Annotated in this window: 15 protein-coding genes; all 15 read left to right on the top strand. The window is 69.9% G+C overall.

Translation table 11 applies throughout. The features are described 5' to 3' along the window. The first annotated feature begins 8 nt into the window (after positions 1-8). The 15 genes from rsmH (at position 9) to lpxC (ending at position 18,207) form a co-directional block, all read left to right on the top strand. Positions 9-941: a 16S rRNA (cytosine(1402)-N(4))-methyltransferase RsmH gene (rsmH, locus tag D8S75_RS03185; RefSeq protein ID WP_119964506.1), complete on the top strand. Its 933-nt coding sequence runs from the start codon at positions 9-11 to the stop codon at positions 939-941. Continuing rightward, positions 938-1,225, top strand: a complete 288-nt coding sequence (gene ftsL / locus D8S75_RS03180; RefSeq protein ID WP_119964505.1) for a cell division protein FtsL — start codon at positions 938-940, stop codon at positions 1,223-1,225. The genes rsmH and ftsL overlap by 4 nt, the downstream gene beginning before the upstream one ends. Next, positions 1,222-2,967: a peptidoglycan D,D-transpeptidase FtsI family protein gene (locus D8S75_RS03175; RefSeq protein WP_119964504.1), complete on the top strand. Its 1,746-nt coding sequence runs from the start codon at positions 1,222-1,224 to the stop codon at positions 2,965-2,967. Before ftsL ends, D8S75_RS03175 begins: the two co-directional genes overlap by 4 nt. Continuing rightward, entirely contained in the window at positions 2,967-4,460 is a 1,494-nt protein-coding gene (locus D8S75_RS03170) for a UDP-N-acetylmuramoyl-L-alanyl-D-glutamate--2,6-diaminopimelate ligase (protein WP_119964503.1), read from the top strand. The genes D8S75_RS03175 and D8S75_RS03170 overlap by 1 nt, the downstream gene beginning before the upstream one ends. Next, the gene (locus D8S75_RS03165) at positions 4,451-5,872 is read left to right on the top strand and encodes a UDP-N-acetylmuramoyl-tripeptide--D-alanyl-D-alanine ligase (RefSeq protein ID WP_232828862.1); all 1,422 of its coding nucleotides are present in this window, start codon (positions 4,451-4,453) and stop codon (positions 5,870-5,872) included. The genes D8S75_RS03170 and D8S75_RS03165 overlap by 10 nt, the downstream gene beginning before the upstream one ends. A gap of 24 nt (positions 5,873-5,896) precedes the next feature. Then, complete coding sequence (gene mraY, locus D8S75_RS03160; protein ID WP_119964501.1) at positions 5,897-7,075, top strand: phospho-N-acetylmuramoyl-pentapeptide-transferase; 1,179 nt, start codon at positions 5,897-5,899, stop codon at positions 7,073-7,075. Beyond that, positions 7,072-8,859 (top strand): UDP-N-acetylmuramoyl-L-alanine--D-glutamate ligase, encoded by a 1,788-nt coding sequence (gene murD, locus D8S75_RS03155; protein WP_119964500.1) that lies wholly within the window; start codon positions 7,072-7,074, stop codon positions 8,857-8,859. Before mraY ends, murD begins: the two co-directional genes overlap by 4 nt. Then, positions 8,856-10,163 carry a putative lipid II flippase FtsW gene (ftsW, locus tag D8S75_RS03150; RefSeq protein WP_119964499.1) on the top strand — a complete coding sequence of 436 codons (1,308 nt, stop codon included), beginning with the start codon at positions 8,856-8,858 and terminating at the stop codon, positions 10,161-10,163. Before murD ends, ftsW begins: the two co-directional genes overlap by 4 nt. Further along, positions 10,160-11,233, top strand: a complete 1,074-nt coding sequence (gene murG, locus D8S75_RS03145) for an undecaprenyldiphospho-muramoylpentapeptide beta-N-acetylglucosaminyltransferase (protein WP_119964498.1) — start codon at positions 10,160-10,162, stop codon at positions 11,231-11,233. Before ftsW ends, murG begins: the two co-directional genes overlap by 4 nt. Then, positions 11,230-12,660: a UDP-N-acetylmuramate--L-alanine ligase gene (gene murC / locus D8S75_RS03140; protein WP_119964497.1), complete on the top strand. Its 1,431-nt coding sequence runs from the start codon at positions 11,230-11,232 to the stop codon at positions 12,658-12,660. The genes murG and murC overlap by 4 nt, the downstream gene beginning before the upstream one ends. After that, on the top strand, positions 12,660-13,646 hold the full coding sequence (locus tag D8S75_RS03135; protein WP_119964496.1) for a D-alanine--D-alanine ligase: 987 nt from the start codon (positions 12,660-12,662) through the stop codon (positions 13,644-13,646). Before murC ends, D8S75_RS03135 begins: the two co-directional genes overlap by 1 nt. After that, positions 13,643-14,437: a cell division protein FtsQ/DivIB gene (locus tag D8S75_RS03130; protein WP_119964495.1), complete on the top strand. Its 795-nt coding sequence runs from the start codon at positions 13,643-13,645 to the stop codon at positions 14,435-14,437. The genes D8S75_RS03135 and D8S75_RS03130 overlap by 4 nt, the downstream gene beginning before the upstream one ends. Positions 14,438-14,471: 34 nt before the next feature. Next, complete coding sequence (gene ftsA / locus D8S75_RS03125; protein WP_119964494.1) at positions 14,472-15,701, top strand: cell division protein FtsA; 1,230 nt, start codon at positions 14,472-14,474, stop codon at positions 15,699-15,701. A 147-nt stretch (positions 15,702-15,848) separates the two neighbouring features. Continuing rightward, entirely contained in the window at positions 15,849-17,075 is a 1,227-nt protein-coding gene (gene ftsZ / locus D8S75_RS03120; protein ID WP_119964493.1) for a cell division protein FtsZ, read from the top strand. Between the two features lie 208 nt (positions 17,076-17,283). Continuing rightward, positions 17,284-18,207: a UDP-3-O-acyl-N-acetylglucosamine deacetylase gene (gene lpxC / locus D8S75_RS03115; protein ID WP_119964492.1), complete on the top strand. Its 924-nt coding sequence runs from the start codon at positions 17,284-17,286 to the stop codon at positions 18,205-18,207. The last annotated feature ends 7 nt before the right edge of the window (positions 18,208-18,214 follow it).

Genomic DNA, 18,214 nt, shown 5'->3' with positions numbered 1-18,214 from the left:
GGCGCGGCGTGACGGAACCCACCACACCCCATACCACCGTGCTGCTCGACGAGGCGGTCGATGCGCTGCTCGCGGGCGCCGGGGAGGCGCCGTCGGGCACCTGGATCGACGGCACCTTCGGCCGGGGAGGGCATGCGCGGCGCATCCTCTCACGGCTCTCGCCGCAGGGGCGCCTGCTGGCGTTCGACAAGGACCCCGAGGCCATTCAAGAAGCAGCGCGCATCCAGGATGCGCGTTTTTCCATCCGACACGAAGGTTTCCGCCACCTGGCCGACCTGCCGCCCGGCAGCGCGGCCGGCGTGCTGATGGACCTGGGCGTGAGCTCGCCCCAGATCGACACCCCCGAACGGGGGTTCAGTTTCCGTTTCGACGGCCCGCTGGACATGCGCATGGACACCACGCGCGGCCAGAGCGTGGCCGAATGGCTGGCCAGTGCCGATGTCGGGCAGATTGCGGAGGTGATACGTGAATACGGTGAAGAACGGTTTGCTGGCCCCATTGCAAAGGCGATTGTTGCTCGGCGGCAGGAAGGCAGCCCTCTCGCAACCACCGCAGAGCTGGCCGATCTCGTGGCTGGCGCGGTCAAGACCCGCGAGCCGGGCCAGAACCCTGCAACGCGCACATTTCAGGCTCTTCGGATTTTCATCAACGCCGAGCTTGAAGAGCTGCAACAGGCGCTAGAGGCCAGCCTGTCGGTGCTGCGGCCCGGCGGGCGGCTGGTGGTCATCAGCTTCCACTCGCTGGAGGACCGCATCGTCAAGCAGTTCATCGCGCAGCACTCCAAGGAGGTCTACGACCGCCGCGCGCCCTTCGCGGCGCCCCAGCCCATGCGGCTCAAGGCGCTCGATCGTGTCAAGCCCGGTGCCGCCGAAGTGGCCGCCAACCCGCGCGCGCGCAGCGCCGTCATGCGCGTGGCCGAACGCACCGAGGTGCCCGCATGACGCGCCTCAACATCGTGCTGCTGCTGGCCGTGGTGGCCAGCGCCATGTACCTGGTGCGCACGCAGTACGAATCGCGCCTGCTCTATACCGAGCTGGACCGCGCGGTGGCCGAGGCGCGCCGCCTGGAGACCGAGCACGAGCGCCTGCAGGTGGAGAAGCGCGCCCAGGCCACTCCGCTGCGCGTGGAGCAGCTGGCGCGCGCGCGGTTGCAGATGCGCACGGCCACGCCCGCCATCACGCAGTACGTGTCCGACCCGCTGCCCGCCTCGGAGGGCAAGCCATGACGCGCAGCGTGCTCTACACCATGAGCCCCCTGCTGGCGAGCAAGACGCCGGTGTGGCGCAGCAAGTTCATCGTGGCCGTGATCGCGCTGGGCTTCATCGGCCTGGGGGTGCGCGCGGCCTATGTGCAGGTGTTTGGCAACGACTTTTTCCAGCGCCAGGGCGAGGTGCGCTTCGCGCGCACGCTGGAGCTGCCGGCCAACCGCGGCAAGATCCTCGACCGCAACGGCCTGATCCTGGCCTCCAGCGTGCCGGCGGCCAGCATCTGGGCCATTCCCGAGGATGTGGAGCAGGACAAGCCCGAGGTGCGCGCCAAGCTCAAGGAACTGGCGCGCCTCATGGACATGCCGCTGGCGGCGCTGAACGCCAAGCTGGCCGACGAGGACAAGACCTTCGTCTGGATCAAGCGCCAGCTCGACTGGGACGTGGGCCAGCAGATCGTCGCGCTCGGGGTCAAGGGCATCTACCTGCGCAAGGAGTACAAGCGCCAGTATCCCGAGGGCGAGGCGGCCGCGCATGTGGTGGGCTTCACCAACGTCGAGGACAAGGGCCAGGAGGGCATGGAGCTGGCCTTCAACGATCTGCTCGCGGGCAAGAGCGGCTCGCGCCGCGTCATCAAGGACCGCCTGGGCCGCGTCGTCGAGGGCGTGGGCGAGGTGATCCCGCCGGTGGACGGGCGCGACATGCAGCTGTCCATCGACAGCAAGGTGCAGTTCTTCGCCTACCAGAAGCTGCGCGACCAGGTGCAGGCGCACAAGGCCAAGGGCGGCAGCGTGGTGGTGCTCGACGCCATCACCGGCGAGGTGCTGGCGCTGGCCAACTACCCCAGCTATGTGCCCGACAAGCGCCAGAACCTGACCGGCGAGCAGCTGCGCAACCGCGCCATCACCGACACCTTCGAGCCAGGCTCGACCATGAAGCCGTTCACCATCGGCTTGGCGCTCGAATCCGGCCGCGTGCGCCCGGGCACCATGGTGGACACCACGCCGGGGCGCCTGACCATCACCGGCTCCACCATTTCCGACACGCACAACTACGGCGTGCTCACGGTCGAGGGCGTGATCCAGAAGTCCAGCAACGTCGGAACCACCAAGCTGGCCATGCAGATGCCCGCGCGAGAGATGTGGGAAACGTTCTCGGCCGCCGGCTTCGGCCAGAAGCCGCAGATCGGTTTCCCCGGCGCCGTGGGTGGCCGTCTGCGGCCCTACAAGACCTGGCGCCCGATCGAGCAGGCCACCATGTCCTACGGCTACGGCCTGTCGGCCAGCCTGTTCCAGATGGCGCGCTCGTACACCGTGTTCGCGCACAACGGCCAGATCATTCCGGCCACCATGCTCAAGAGCAGCGAGCCGGCCGTGGGCGTGCCGGTCTTTTCGCCGCAGACCGCCGACGCAGTGCGCAAGATGCTGCAGATGGCCGCCGGCCCCGGCGGCACGGGCCAGAAGGCGCAGACGCTGGGCTACTCGGTCGGCGGCAAGTCCGGCACGGCGCGCAAGCAGGTGGGCAAGAGCTATTCCAGCGGCAAGTACCGCGCCTGGTTCACCGGCATGGCCCCCATCGACAAGCCGCGCATCATCGTCGCCGTGATGGTCGATGAGCCGAGCAACGGCGTTTACTACGGCGGTGCCGTGGCGGCACCCGTTTTCAGCGAGGTGGTGCAGCAGACGCTGCGCATGATGGGCGCGCAGCCCGACATGGCCGTCAAGCCGCAGATCGTGGCCAACGCCGCGGAGGAGCCGCTGTGATGCAGATCCTGCAGAACGCTCCCCAGGCCGTGCAGTGGCTGCGCGCGCGCGTCACCGGCACGCTGCGCACCGACAGCCGCCAGGTCGAACCGGGCGACGCCTTCATCGCCTGGCCCGGAGCGGCCGTCGACGGCCGCGCCCATGTGCGCGACGCCCTGGTGCGCGGCGCCACCGCCTGCCTGGTCGAGCACGAGGGCGTGCAGCCTTTCGGCTTCGGTGGCGACGAAATCGCAGCGCTGCCCCGGCTCAAGGCCGCCACGGGCCTGATCGCCGCCGAGTGGTTTGGCGCGCCCACCGACGCGCTCGACGTGATTGCCGTGACCGGCACCAACGGCAAGACCAGCACCGCCTGGTGGTTCGCGCATGCGCTATCGAATTTGAAGCATGAGGCGCTTTCCCCGTGCGCCCTGGTGGGCACTTTGGGCATGGGCATGCCGGACGCGCTGGAGGCCACCGGCATGACCACGCCCGACCCGGTGCGGCTGCAGCGCGCGTTCCGCCAGTTCGCCGATGCGGGCGTGCGCACCTGTGCCATCGAGGCCTCGTCGATCGGCCTGGCCGAGCACCGTCTGGCGGGCACGCGCATCCGCGTGGCCCTGTTCACCAACTTCACCCAGGACCACCTGGACTACCACGCCAGCATGGATGCCTACTGGCAGGCCAAGCTGGCGTTGTTCGACTGGCCGGGCCTGCGGGCCGCCGTGGTCAACATCGACGACCCGCACGGCGCTCAACTGCACCAGTCGTTGCGGGGGCGCGGGCTGGACCTGTGGAGCGTTTCCATGCAGCAGGACGCGCGCCTGCGTGCCCGTGATGTGGGCTGGGGCGAGGGCGGCCTGCGCTTCACCGTGGCCGAGGGCGCGCAGCAGCAGGTGCTGCAGACGGCCATGATCGGCGATTACAACGTGTCCAACCTACTCGGCGTGATCGCCGGGCTGCGCGCCTTGGGCGTGCCGCTGCCGGAGGCCGTGCAGGCCTGCGCGCAGCTCGCGCCCGTGCCCGGTCGCATGGAGCGCCTGGTGGCGCCCGGGCAGCCGCTGGTGGCCGTGGACTACGCCCACACGCCCGACGCGCTCGACAAGGCCCTGCTGGCCCTGCTGCCGTTGGCGCGCGCGCGCGGCGGCCAGCTCTGGTGCGTGTTCGGCTGCGGCGGCGACCGCGACGCGGGCAAGCGTCCGCTCATGGGCGCCAGCGCGCAGCGCCATGCCGACTGGGTGGTGGTCACCAGCGACAACCCGCGCAGCGAGCAGCCGGCGGACATCATCCATCAGATCCTGCTGGGCACCATCGCGGGCGAAACCGTGCGCGCCGAGCCCGACCGCGCCGCCGCCATCGCGCTGGCGCTGCAGGAGGCCGATGCACGGGACGTGGTGCTGATCGCCGGCAAGGGCCACGAGGACTACCAGGAAACCGCCGGCGTGCGCCGGCCGTTCTCCGACATGGCGCAGGCGCGCGAAGCGCTGCAGCGCCGGGGGGCCAGCACATGGCAATGATGAGCCTGCAGCAGGCCTTGGCCTGGATCGCGCCGCACGAACCCCGGGCCCGGCTCGTGGGCGACGGCGCCGTGGCCGCCGGGCGCGTGCACACCGACACCCGCACGCTGGCGGCCGGCGACCTGTTCGTGGCCCTCAAGGGCGAGCGTTACGACGCCAACCAGTTCCTCGCGCAGGCGCGCGCCGCTGGCGCCGTGGCCGCCATCGCCCACGGCGGATTGGCCGAGGCCGGCCTGCCTGGCATCGAGGTGCCCGACAGCCTGCAGGCCCTGGGCCTGCTTGCCGCCGGCTGGCGCGCGCAGTTCGCGCTGCCGTTGATCGCCGTGACCGGCAGCAACGGCAAGACCACGGTGACGCAAATGATCGCCGCCATCCTGCTCGCCCATGCGCGGGAGGCCGCCTTCTCGACCCAGGGCAACCTGAACAACGCCATCGGCGTGCCGCAAACCTTGCTGCGCCTGACCGCCGCGCACCGCGTCGGCGTGGTCGAGTTGGGCATGAACCACCCCGGCGAGATCGCCTACCTCGCCGGCATTACCCGGCCCACCGTGGCCCTGGTGAACAACGCGCAGCGCGAGCACCTGGAATTCATGCACACGGTGCAGGCCGTGGCCGAGGAAAACGGCAGTGTCTTCGCGGCGCTGCCGCAGGACGGCGTGGCCGTCTTCCCGGCGGGCGATGCCTACACGCCGCTGTGGCGGGGCCTGGCCGGCGCGCGCCGCGGCCTGACCTTCGGTGGCGAGGGGGGCGATGTGCGCTGCACCCAGGCCGACTGGGGCGAGGGCGCCTGGCAGGTGCGGATCGCCACGCCCCAGGGCGCGCTGGAATGCCTGCTCCACATCGCCGGCCGCCACAACGTGACCAACGCGCTGGCCGCCACGGCCTGCGCGCTCGCGGCGGGCGTGCCGCTGGAAGCCATCGCACGCGGCCTGTCGGCGTTCACGCCGGTCAAGGGGCGCTCGCGCGCCTTCAGCGTGCCCAGCGGCGCGCGCGCCATCACCGTGGTGGACGACAGCTACAACGCCAACCCCGATTCCATGCGCGCCGCCATCGACGTGCTGGCCGAGCTGCCCGCGCCGCGCCTGCTGGTGCTGGGCGACATGGGCGAGGTGGGCGACCAGGGGCCGCAGTTCCATGCCGAGGCGGGTGCCCATGCGCGGGCACGCGGCATCGAGCAGCTGTACGCGCTGGGCGCGCAGGCGGCCCACGCCGTGGCGGCCTTCGGTGGCGCCCGGCATTTCAATGACATGGCATCGCTGCAGGCAGCGGTGCGCGAGGCGCTGCCCGCCGTGGGCAGCGTGCTGGTGAAGGGATCGAGGTTCATGAAGATGGAACAGGTGGTGGAGGCGATTGCCGCCACCGCGGAGCAAACCGCAGCAGCGCAGAAGGCAGGCCATGGCACGACGCGTTGACCGCAACATTTCTGGGGGTGCGCCATGCTGATGTGGCTCGCCCAATGGCTGCAAGGCCTGTCGCCGGACCTCGGCTTCCTGCGCGTGTTCCAGTACCTCACGCTGCGCGCGGTGCTGGGCGCCATGACGGCGCTGCTCATCGGCCTGTTCGCCGGGCCGCGCGTGATCCGGCGCCTGACCGAACTCAAGATCGGCCAGCCCATCCGCACCAACGGCATGGAGACGCACCACGTCAAGAGCGGTACGCCGACCATGGGCGGCGTGCTGATCCTGCTGGCCATTGCGCTCTCGACCCTGCTGTGGGCCGACCTGTCCAACCGCTTCGTCTGGATCGTGCTCATCGTCACGCTGGGCTTTGGCGCCATCGGCTGGGCCGATGACTGGCGCAAGGTGGTCTACAAGGATCCCAACGGCATGCCCTCGCGCGAGAAGTACCTGTGGCAGTCGGTCATTGGCCTGGTGGCGGCGCTCTACCTGGTGTTCAGCATCTCGGAAAGCTCCAACCTCAAGGTGCTGGAGCTGTTCATCTCCTGGGTGCGCTCGGGCTTCGACGTGAACCTGCCCCCGAAGGCCGGCCTGCTGCTGCCGTTCTTCAAGGAGGTGAGCTACCCGCTGGGCGTGCTCGGCTTCGTCATCCTGACCTACCTCGTCATCGTCGGTTCGAGCAACGCGGTGAACCTGACCGACGGCCTCGACGGCCTGGCCATCATGCCGGTGGTGATGGTGGGCTCGGCGCTGGGCATCTTCGCCTACGTGGCGGGCAGCTCGGTGTACTCCAAGTACCTGTTCTTCCCGCACATCCCGGGCGCGGGCGAGCTGCTGATCTTCTGCGCCGCCATGGCCGGCGCGGGCCTGGCCTTCCTGTGGTTCAACACGCATCCGGCCCAGGTGTTCATGGGCGACGTGGGCGCGCTGGCGCTCGGCGGTGCCCTGGGCACCATCGCCGTGATCGTGCGTCAGGAGATCGTGCTGGCCATCATGGGCGGCATCTTCGTCGTCGAGGCGCTGTCGGTGATGCTGCAGGTGACCTGGTTCAAGTACACCAAGCGCAAGTACGGCGAAGGCCGGCGCCTGCTGAAGATGGCGCCGCTGCACCACCATTTCGAGAAGAGCGGCTGGAAGGAGACGCAGGTGGTCGTGCGTTTCTGGATCATCACCATGCTGCTGTGCCTCATCGGTCTGTCCACCCTGAAGCTGCGATGACACCGGACGACGACCTCCATCCCCTTCCCCCGGAGCCGGCGGCGCAGCAGCCAGCGGCGCCGCAGGAGACGGCCGCGCCCCGGGCGCTGCCGGAGGTACCGCACAACCTCACGGCCGCGCAGGACGCGGCCGCCTTCGTGGCGAAAATCTTCGCCGATGCCGGCCCGGCCGAGCCCGCCGCAGAAGCGCAGGCCGCAGCCGCGCCCGAGGCGGCGCACGAGGCCGCCGCACCCACCCCCGTGCCGGCCGGCTGGCCGCTGGAGGGCGCGCAGCCGCTGCAGGGCCAGCACATCCTCATCCTGGGCCTGGGCGCTTCGGGCCTGGCCATGGCGCGCTGGTGCGTGCGCTGCGGCGCGCAGGTCACCGTGGCCGACACGCGCACGGCGCCGCCGCAACTGGACTTGCTGCGACAGGAACTGCCCCTGGTGCGCTTCGTGGCGGGCGCCTTTGGTGCCGCGCTGGTGGAGGGCCAGGGTCTTGCGGCGGTGTACCGCTCGCCGGGCCTGAGCCCGGCCGTGGTTGCTCCTGTTTTCGAAGCTGCCAGCGCACACCAGATCAGCGTTGGCGGTGAATTGGATCTGTATTCCACGGCATTGCGCATGCTGCGCGAGGCGCACGGCTATGCCCCTGCGGTGCTGGCCATCACGGGCACCAACGGCAAGACCACGGTCACCTCGCTCACCGGCCGGCTGGTGGAGCAGGCTGGCAAGACGGTGGCCGTGGCTGGCAACATCGGCCCCACGCTGCTCGACACGCTGTCGGCGCGCATCGACGCGGGCGAGCTGCCCGAAGTCTGGGTGCTGGAGCTGTCGAGCTTCCAGCTTGACGGCGTGGCGGGCTTCGAGCCCACGGCGGCCGCGGTGCTCAACGTCACGCAGGACCACCTGGACTGGCATGGCGACATGCGTGCCTACGCAGCCGCCAAGGCGCGTATCTTCGGTGCCAAGGGCCTCATGGTGCTCAACCGCGAGGACGGCGCCGTGATGGGCATGCTGCCCGAGCCGGTGCGCGTGAAGCTGCAGAGGCCGCAACTGCGCGCCCACGCCACCTTCGGCGGCGACCTGCCGCAGCGCCCGGGCGACTTCGGCATCGAGGTCGTCAACGGCATGGCCTGGTTGGTGCGCGCGCAGGAGGCCGACGAAACCGTCAAGCGCTCCAAGCTGCACGAAGAAGAGCTGCACATCCAGCGCCTCATGCCGGCCGATGCCTTGCGCATCCGGGGCCGCCACAACGCCGTGAACGCCCTGGCCGCGCTGGCGCTGGCCACGGCGGCGGGTTGTCCGCTCGGCGCCATGCTCTACGGCCTGCGCGAATACCGGGGCGAACCGCACCGCGTGGAGCCGGTGGGCATCGTCAACGAGGTCGAATATTTCGACGACAGCAAGGGCACCAACGTGGGCGCCACCGTGGCCGCGCTGGCCGGCCTGGGGGCCGACCGCCGCCTCGTGGTCATCCTCGGCGGCGATGGCAAGGGCCAGGACTTTGCGCCGCTGGCGGCGCCGATCGCGCGCCATGCGCGCGCCGTGGTGCTGATCGGGCGCGACGCGCCGCAGATCCGCGCCGCGCTGCAGGACACCGGCGTGCCCCTGCACGACGCCGCCACGCTGCCCGAGGCCGTGCAGTGGGCCGCGCAGCGCGCCTCGCAGGGCGACGCGGTGCTGATGTCGCCCGCCTGCGCGAGCCTGGACATGTTCCGCGACTATGCGCACCGCGCGCAGGTGTTCGTCGATACCGTGCGCCAGATCGCGCAGGACGCGGGCCAGGACCTGGAGGGCTCGGCATGAGCGGCGCCACCTCTTCCAGCAGCGTGCTGCAGCGCATGGCCGGCTGGTTCGGCGGCCTGCCGGGCAAGGCCGCCGATGTGCTGCCCGTGCGCGTGGGTGGTACCGAGTACCGCCAGACCACGGCCACGCCCGCCAGCGTGCTGGGCTTCGACCAGGCGCTGCTGTGGGTGGTGGTGGCCTTGCTGGCCTGGGGGCTGGTGATGGTCTATTCGGCCTCGATCGCCATGCCCGACAACCCGCGCTTCGGCAAGATCACGCAGACCCATTTCCTGGTGCGCCACCTGTTCGCGCTGGTGGTGGCCTTCGTCGGCGCGCTGCTGGCGTTCCAGGTGTCCATGGCGACCTGGGAGCGCTCGGCGCGCGCGCTGTTCGTGCTCGCACTGGTGCTGCTGGTGCTGGTGCTGGTGCCGCATGTGGGCACGGCCGTCAACGGCGCGCGCCGCTGGCTGTCGCTCGGTCTGATGAACTTCCAGCCGTCCGAGCTGGCCAAGTTCGCCGTGCTGATCTACGCGGCCGACTACATGTGCCGCAAGATGGACGTGAAGGAGCACTTCTTCCGCGCCGTGATCCCCATGGGCGCCGCCGTGGCCATCGTGGGGGTGCTGCTGCTGGCCGAGCCGGACATGGGCGCCTTCATGGTCGTGGCCGTGATCGCTATGGGCATCCTGTTCCTGGGCGGCGTGAACGCCCGCATGTTCTTCCTGATCACCGGCATCCTGGTGGCCGCGTTCGCGCTGATGATCGCCAGCTCGCCGTGGCGGCGCGAGCGGGTGTTCGCGTACCTCGACCCGTTCAGCGAAGAGCATGCGCTGGGCAAGGGCTACCAGCTCTCGCACTCGCTCATCGCCTTTGGGCGCGGCGAGATCTTCGGCGTGGGCCTGGGCGGCAGCGTGGAAAAGCTCCACTGGCTGCCCGAGGCGCACACCGACTTCCTGCTCGCCGTGATCGGCGAGGAGTTCGGCCTGGTGGGCGTGCTCGTGCTGATCGTGCTGTTCCTGTGGATGACACGCCGCATCATGCACATCGGCCGCCAGGCCATCGCGCTCGACCGCGTGTTCTCCGGCCTCGTGGCGCAGGGCGTGGCCATCTGGATGGGCTTCCAGGCCTTCATCAACATGGGCGTGAACCTAGGGGCGCTGCCCACCAAGGGCCTGACGCTGCCGCTCATGAGCTACGGCGGCTCGGCCATCCTCATGAACCTGGTCGCCATCGCCGTGGTGCTGCGCGTGGATTACGAGAACAAGCTGCTGATGCGCGGCAGCGGCCGCATGCCGGCCACGCGCCAGCGGGGAGGGGCGGCATGAGCACCGCGCGCGACAAGGTCGCCCTCATCATGGCCGGCGGCACCGGCGGCCACATCTTCCCGGGCCTGGCCGTGGCCGAGGAGCTGCGCGCGCGCGGCTGGCGCGTGCATTGGCTGGGCGCGCCGGGCAGCATGGAGTCGCGCATCGTGCCGGCGCAGGGCTTCGCGCTGGAGACCATTGATTTCTCGGGCGTGCGCGGCAAGGGCCTGGCCACGCTGGCCCTGCTGCCGCTGCGCCTGCTGCGCGCCTTCTGGCAGGCCTGGCGCGTGGTGCGCCGCGTGCGGCCCGACGTGGTGGTGGGCCTGGGCGGCTACATCAGTTTCCCGGGCGGCATGATGGCCGTTCTGGCCGGCTGCCCGCTGGTGCTGCACGAGCAGAACTCGGTTGCCGGCATGGCCAACAAAGTGCTGGCTGGCGTGGCCGACCGGGTGTTCACCGCGTTCCCCGATGTGCTCAAGAAGGCACAGTGGGTGGGCAATCCGCTGCGCGCTGCGTTCACGCGCCAGGAAGGCCCGGCCGAACGGTTCGCCGGCCGCGTCGGGCCGCTGCGCCTGCTGGTGGTGGGGGGCAGCCTGGGCGCGCGCGCGCTCAACGAGATCGTGCCGCAGGCGCTGGCGCTGATCCCGCCGGAGCGGCGTCCCGTGGTCACGCACCAGAGCGGCGCGGCGCAGATTGAACAGTTGCGCGCCAATTACCAGGCCGCCGGCGTGCAGGCCGAACTGACGCCCTTCATCGAGGACACGGCCAGCGCCTTCGCGCAGGCCGACATCATCGTCTGCCGCGCGGGGGCGAGCACGGTCACCGAGATCGCCGCCGTGGGCGCGGCCGCGGTCTTCGTGCCGTTCCCGGCCGCCGTGGACGACCACCAGACGCACAACGCGCGGTTCCTGGTGCAGTCCGGGGGCGGCTGGCTGGTGCAGCAACGTGACCTTTCGCCGCAGTCGCTGGCGGAAATGCTACAAAATACGGAGCGTACAGCGCTCATGGAACGGGCGCTGAAGGCCAAAAACATGCAAAAAATCAACGCCACCCGCGAGGTGGTGACCGCGTGCGAGGAGCTGGCCGCATGAAACACGCTATTCGCCACATCCATTTCGTCGGCATCGGGGGCGCGGGCATGAGCGGCATCGCCGAGGTGCTGTTCAACCTGGGCTACCGCATCTCCGGCTCGGACCTCAGCGACAGCGCCACGCTGCGCCGCCTGCAGGGCCTGGGCATCCAGACCTTCACCGGCCACGCCCCGGCGCACATCGACGGCGCCGACGCTGTGGTCACGTCCACGGCCGTCACGCCCGACAACCCCGAGGTGTTGGCCGCTCGCGCGAAGAAGATTCCCGTGGTGCCGCGCGCCCTCATGCTGGCCGAGCTGATGCGCCTCAAGCAGGGCATCGCCATCGCCGGCACGCACGGCAAGACCACCACCACCAGCCTGGTCACCAGCGTGCTCGCCGAGGGCGCGCTGGACCCGACCTTCGTGATCGGCGGGCGCCTCAACAGCGCGGGCGCCAACGCCAAGCTCGGCAGCGGCGACTACATCGTGGTCGAGGCCGACGAGTCCGACGCCTCCTTCCTGAACCTGCTGCCCGTGATGGCCGTCGTCACCAACATCGACGCCGACCACATGGAGACCTACGGCCACGACTTCGGCCGGCTCAAGAAGGCGTTTATCGATTTTCTGCACCGCATGCCGTTCTACGGCACGGCGATCCTGTGCATCGACAACCCGGCCGTGCGCGAGATCGTGCCCGAGGTGTCCTGCCCCATCACCAGCTACGGCTTTTCGGAAGACGCGCAGGTGCGCGCCGTCAACGTGCGGGCCGTGGGGGCGCAAATGCACTTCACCGTGCAGCGGCGCAACGGCGTCACGCTGCCCGACCTCGACGTGGTGCTGAACCTGGCGGGCGAGCACAACGTGCTCAACGCGCTCTCGGCCATCGCCGTGGCGGTGGAGCTGAACATCCCCGACGCAGCCGTGCTGCGCGCGCTGGCCCAGTTCAAGGGCGTGGGCCGGCGCTTCCAGGGCTATGGCGATCTGCCCGCCCAGGGCGGTGGCCACTTCACCGTGATCGACGACTACGGCCACCACCCCGTGGAGATGGCCGCCACGCTGGCCGCGGCGCGCGGCGCGTTCGCCGGGCGGCGCCTGGTGCTGGCCTTCCAGCCACACCGCTACACCCGCACGCGCGACTGCTTCGAGGATTTCGTCAAGGTCATCGGCGGCGCCGACGCCGTGCTGCTGACCGAGGTCTATGCCGCTGGCGAGGCCCCCGTGGTGGCGGCCGACGGCCGCTCGCTGGCGCGCGCGCTGCGCGTGGCCGGCCGCGTCGAGCCGGTGTTCGTCGACGACGTGGCCGCGCTGCCGCAGGCCATCGCCGACCTCGCTCGGGACGGCGACGTGGTGCTGTGCATGGGCGCCGGATCGATCGGCGCGGTGCCTGGAAAATTGGTTGAAATGCTACAAAAAGAAGAGCTTGCAGCGCAAGGAGGGCGGGCGTAATGGGCCAAAAAGATCAAAACATCGATGTGCGCGCGCTGGGCAAGGTGGCGGTGCTCATGGGCGGCTCTTCGGCCGAACGCGAGGTGTCGCTGATGTCGGGCGCCGGCGTGCTGCAGGCGCTGCGCGCGCGCGGTGTCGACGCCCATGCGTTCGACCCGTCGCAGAGCGAGCTGTGCGAACTCAAGCGCGCCGGCTATGCGCGCTGCTTCATCGCGCTGCACGGCCGCCATGGCGAGGACGGCACGGTGCAGGGCGCGCTGGAGCTGCTGGGCATTCCCTACACCGGCCCGGGCGTGCTGGCGTCGAGCATCGCCATGGACAAGACCATGACCAAGCGCATCTGGCGCGCCGAGGGCCTGCCCACGCCCGACTGGCGCCAGGTGGCCAGCAGCGAGGAAACCGAGGCCGCCCTGGCCGCGCTGGGCGCGCCCATGATCGTCAAGCCCGCGCGCGAGGGCTCCACCATCGGCCTGACCAAGGTGACCGACCCCGCGCAGTGCGCCCAGGCCTACCTGCTGGCCTCGCGCTACGACCTCGAGGTGCTGTGCGAGCAGTTCATCGAGGGCGACGAAACCACCTGCCCCATCCTGGGCGAGGGTGCTGGCGCGCATGCATTGCCGGTGATCCGCATCGTGGCGCCGCAGGGCAACTACGACTACCAGCACAAGTACTTCACCGACGACACCAAGTACCACTGCCCGAGCGGTTTGCCGCAGGCCGAGGAAGAGGCCATCCAGCGTCTCGTGGTGCAGGCCTTCCGCACGCTGGGCTGCCGGGGCTGGTCGCGCGCCGACATCATGGTGCGCGCCAGCGACCGCCAGCCTTTCCTGCTGGAGATCAACACCTCGCCCGGCATGACCGGGCACTCGCTGGTGCCCATGTCCGCGCGCGCGGCCGGCATCAGCTACGAAGACCTGTGCCTGCGCCTGCTCGCCAGCGCCACGCTGGACACGCCGCCGGGCGCCGTGGGAGGAGTGGCTGCATGAACCCCACGCTGCCCGCGCCGCTGGACGTCAAGCTCATGAACCTGACCGCGTCGGTCCTGTTCGTGGGCTGCGTCGCGCTGGTGCTGGCGGCGGGCGCCTGGTGGGCACTGCGCCATCCGGCGCTGGCCATCGGGCGCATCGTGGTGCAGGGCGATCTGGTGCACAACAACGCGGTCACGCTGCGCGCCAATGTGGCGCCGCGCCTGTCGGGCAATTTCTTCACCATCAACCTGCGTGCGGCCCAGGCTGCCTTCGAGCAGGTGCCCTGGGTGCGCAGCGCTCAAGTGCGGCGGGAGTTCCCAGCCACGCTGCGCGTGGTGCTGCAGGAGCACCGCGCCGTGGCGCACTGGGGTCCCGAATCGGGCACGGCCATGGTCAACAGCGAGGGCGAGGTGTTCGACGCCAACGCCGACGAGCCTGAATACGAGGGCATGCCCCGGCTGGGTGGGCCCGAGGGCCAGTCGGCGCAGGTGCTGCGGATGCACCGGCAGCTGCAGGAGGTGATCGAGCCGCTGGGCATGGTGGCCCAGGAGCTGGAGCTGACGGGGCGGGGCGGCTGGCGCCTGACGCTCGACAGCGGCGCCGGGCTGGAGCTGGGCGGCGGCACGGCCGATGAGGTGCTGCAGCGCACGCAGCGCTTCGTGCGCACGCTCACCAGGGTGGCGGCGAATTACGGGCGACGCGCCGACGCGCTGGAATCGGCCGATCTGCGCCACAGCGGGGGCTATGCCCTGCGCCTGCGCGGCGTGACGACGGTGGTGGCGGGCCCGGACACGCCCGCGCGCCGGTGAGCGGCATTCAGAGATACGAGGGACGGACTGGCATATGGCAAGAGAATACAAAGACGTGGTGGTGGGGCTGGACATCGGCACGGCCAAGATCATGGCCGTGGTGGCCGAGGTGCTGCCCGGCGGCGAACTCAAGCTGGCCGGCCTGGGCGTGGCGCCGAGCAACGGCCTCAAGCGCGGCGTGGTGGTGAACATCGACGCCACGGTGCAGAGCATCCAGCAGGCGCTGAAAGAGGCCGAGCTGATGGCCGACTGCAAGATCCAGCGCGTCTACACCGGCATCACCGGCAGCCACATCCGGGGCCTCAACTCCAGCGGCATGGTGGCCGTGAAGGACAAGGAAGTCACCGCCGCCGACGTGGCGCGCGTGGTCGAGACGGCCAAGGCCATCAACATCTCCAGCGACCAGCGCCTGCTGCTCGTGGAGCCGCAGGAATTCGTGATCGACGGGCAGGACGTGAAGGAGCCCATCGGCATGAGCGGCATCCGCCTGGAGGCCAAGGTGCACATCGTGACCGGCGCGCAGAGCGCGGCCGAGAACATCATCAAGTGCGTGCGCCGCTGCGGGCTGGAAGTGGAGCAACTGCTGCTGAATCCGCTGGCCAGCAGCCAGGCCGTGCTGACCGACGACGAGCGCGAGCTGGGCGTGGTGGTGGTGGACATCGGCGCGGGCACCACCGACGTGGCCATCTTCACCGGCGGCGCGATCCGCCACACGGCCGTGATTCCGATCGCCGGCGACCTGATCACCAGCGACATCGCCATGGCGCTGCGCACGCCCACCAAGGACGCCGAGGACATCAAGGTCGAGAGCGGCTATGCCAAGCAGCTGCTGGCCGACCCCGAGGCCCAGGTGGAAGTGCCGGGCCTGGGCGACCGCGGGCCGCGCCTGCTGAGCAAGCAGGCGCTGGCCGGCGTGATCGAGCCGCGCGTGGAGGAAATCTTCTCGCTCGTGCAGCAGGTCATCCGCGAGTCGGGCTACGAGGAAGTGCTGTCGTCCGGCATCGTGCTCACGGGCGGCAGCGTGGTCATGCCGGGCATGGTGGAACTGGGCGAGGACATCTTCCTCAAGCCCGTGCGCCGCGGCATCCCGAAGTATTCCAGCGCGCTGGCCGACATGGTGGCCCAGCCGCGCGCGGCCACCGTCATGGGCCTGCTCGAAGAAGCCCGCCTGGCGCGCATGCGCGGCTTCAAGGTGGCGCACAAGAGCGGCTCGGTGCAGTCCGCCTTCGGCCGCCTCAAGGATTTCATCGTGGGGAACTTCTGACCATGTTCAGCCTGGTCCTTCCCCACCCGCCGCCCCGAAAACGATGGCGGTGCACCGGCCCACCCCGCGTGCACCGATGGCCCGGCGCCATTCACGTTTCCATTCATCGCCATTCATCGCAGACAAATTAGCAAGAGGAGCTCCAACATGACCATCGAAATGATCGAAGCCGAAGAATTCAACCAGGGCACCCAGATCAAGGTGATCGGTGTGGGCGGCGGCGGCGGCAATGCCGTCGAACACATGATTGCCCGCAACGTGCAGGGCGTGGAGTTCGTCAGCGCCAACACCGATGCGCAGGCCCTCACCCGCAGCGCGGCGCACCGCGTGATCCAGCTCGGCCAGAGCGGCCTGGGCGCCGGCAGCAAGCCCGAGAAGGCGCGCGAGGCCGCCGAGGCCGCCGTGGACGACATCCGCGAAGCCATCGCCGGCGCGCACATGCTGTTCATCACCGCCGGCATGGGCGGCGGCACGGGCACGGGCGCCGCGCCCGTGATCGCGCGCGTGGCCAAGGAAATGGGCATCCTCACCGTGGGCGTGGTCACCAAGCCCTTCGACTGGGAGGGCGGCCGCCGCATGCAGAACGCCGACAACGGCCTGGCCGAGCTCGAAGCCAACGTCGATTCGCTGATCGTGGTGCTCAACGAGAAGCTGCTCGAAGTGCTGGGCGACGACATCACCCAGGACGAGGCCTTCGCGCACGCCAACGACGTGCTGAAGAACGCCGTGGGCGGCATCGCCGAGATCATCAACGAGTACGGCCACGTGAACGTCGACTTCGAGGACGTGCGCACCGTGATGGGCGAGCCCGGCAAGGCCATGATGGGAACGGCCACGGCCAGCGGCCCCGACCGCGCGCGCATCGCCGCCGAGCAGGCCGTGGCCTGCCCGCTGCTCGAAGGCATCGACCTGTCGGGCGCCAAGGGCGTGCTGGTGCTGGTGACGGCCGCCAAGGGCAGCCTGAAGCTGTCCGAATCGCGCCTGGCCATGAGCACCATCAACGCCTATGCCTCGCCCGACGCGCATGTGATCTACGGCGCTGCATACGATGACACCCTGGGTGACGAAATCCGCGTGACCGTGGTGGCCACCGGCCTGTCGCGCGCCAACGCGCGCCGCCAGCCCATCTCGGTGGTGCAGGGCGGCCTGCGCACCGGCACCGACAACATGGCCTACCCCATGGTGGGCGCCGGCACGGGCGTGGCCACGGCGATGGGTTCCACGACCGCCCCGGCGGCCGACTACGGCAACATGGCCGTGCCCAGCGTCTGGCGCACCAACCGCACGCAGGCGGCTGCGCGCGTCGACGCGCTGTCCTCGGGCGGCATGGACGACCTGGAGATCCCTGCCTTCCTGCGCAAGCAGGCGGATTGATAGGGAACAACCCCCCGAGCGGCTTTGCCGCTCCCCCCTTCTCTCGCGCTGCTGTGCAGCGCGGGAAGGGGGCACCGCCAGCGCGGCGGGGCGGCCCTTGCGCGGCGGTCGCTGGCCTGGGCCGCGTCGGTGCATACGTCGCTGTTTCTATCAAGGCCATAGCGACGTTAGTGCTGCGGCCTGGGGGTTGGCCGACTAAAATCGCAGGATGCTTGCGCAACGTACCCTCAAGTCCCTCACCCGCGCGGTGGGCGTGGGCCTGCACAGCGGTCAGCGCGTGGAGCTGACCCTGCGGCCGGCGCAGCCCGACACCGGCATCGTGTTCCGGCGCGTGGACCTGCCCGAGCCGGTGGACATTCCGGTCTCCACCCTGGCGGTGACGGACACCCGCATGGCATCGACCATTTCCACGGGCAACGCCCGCGTGCACACGGTCGAGCACCTCATGTCGGCCTGCGCCGGTCTGGGGGTGGACAACCTGTACGTGGACATCACGGCCGAGGAAGTGCCCATCCTCGACGGCTCCTCGGCCTCGTTCGTCTTTCTGCTGCAGAGCGCAGGCATCGTGCTGCAGAACGCACCCCGGCGCTTCATTCGCGTCAAGCAGCCGGTGGCGGTGCGCCAGGGCGAGGGCGCGCAGGCCAAGTGGGCGCGGCTCGATCCCTACCATGGCTTCAAGTTGCGCTTCGAGATCGATTTCGCCCACCCGGCGGTCGACTCCACGGGGCAATGCGTCGAGTTCGACCTGGGCACGGGCAGCTACAGCCGCGACATCGCGCGTGCCCGCACCTTCGGTTTTACCAAGGACGTGGAGATGATGCGTTCGAGCGGCCTGGCGCTGGGCGGCGGGCTGGACAACGCCATCGTCATGGACGACTACAAGGTGCTCAACGCCGATGGCCTGCGCTACGACGACGAATTCGTCAAGCACAAGATCCTCGACGCCATGGGCGACCTGTACCTCGTGGGCAAGCCGCTGCTGGCGGCCTACAGCGCCTTCCGCTCGGGCCATGCCCTCAACAACCTGCTGCTGCGCGAACTCGAAGCCCGGCCCGAGGCCTGGGAGATCGTGACCTTCGACAACGAGCGCCTCGCGCCCGCCGGTTTCGCGCAACCCGCGCGCGCCTGGTAGCCTGCCC

Origin of the sequence: Simplicispira lacusdiani, assembly GCF_003604195.1 — a bacterium.
Lineage (GTDB): Bacteria > Pseudomonadota > Gammaproteobacteria > Burkholderiales > Burkholderiaceae_C > Simplicispira > Simplicispira lacusdiani.
Note: the sequence above shows the minus strand (reverse complement) of the source record. Positions and strands in the feature narration are given on the sequence as shown.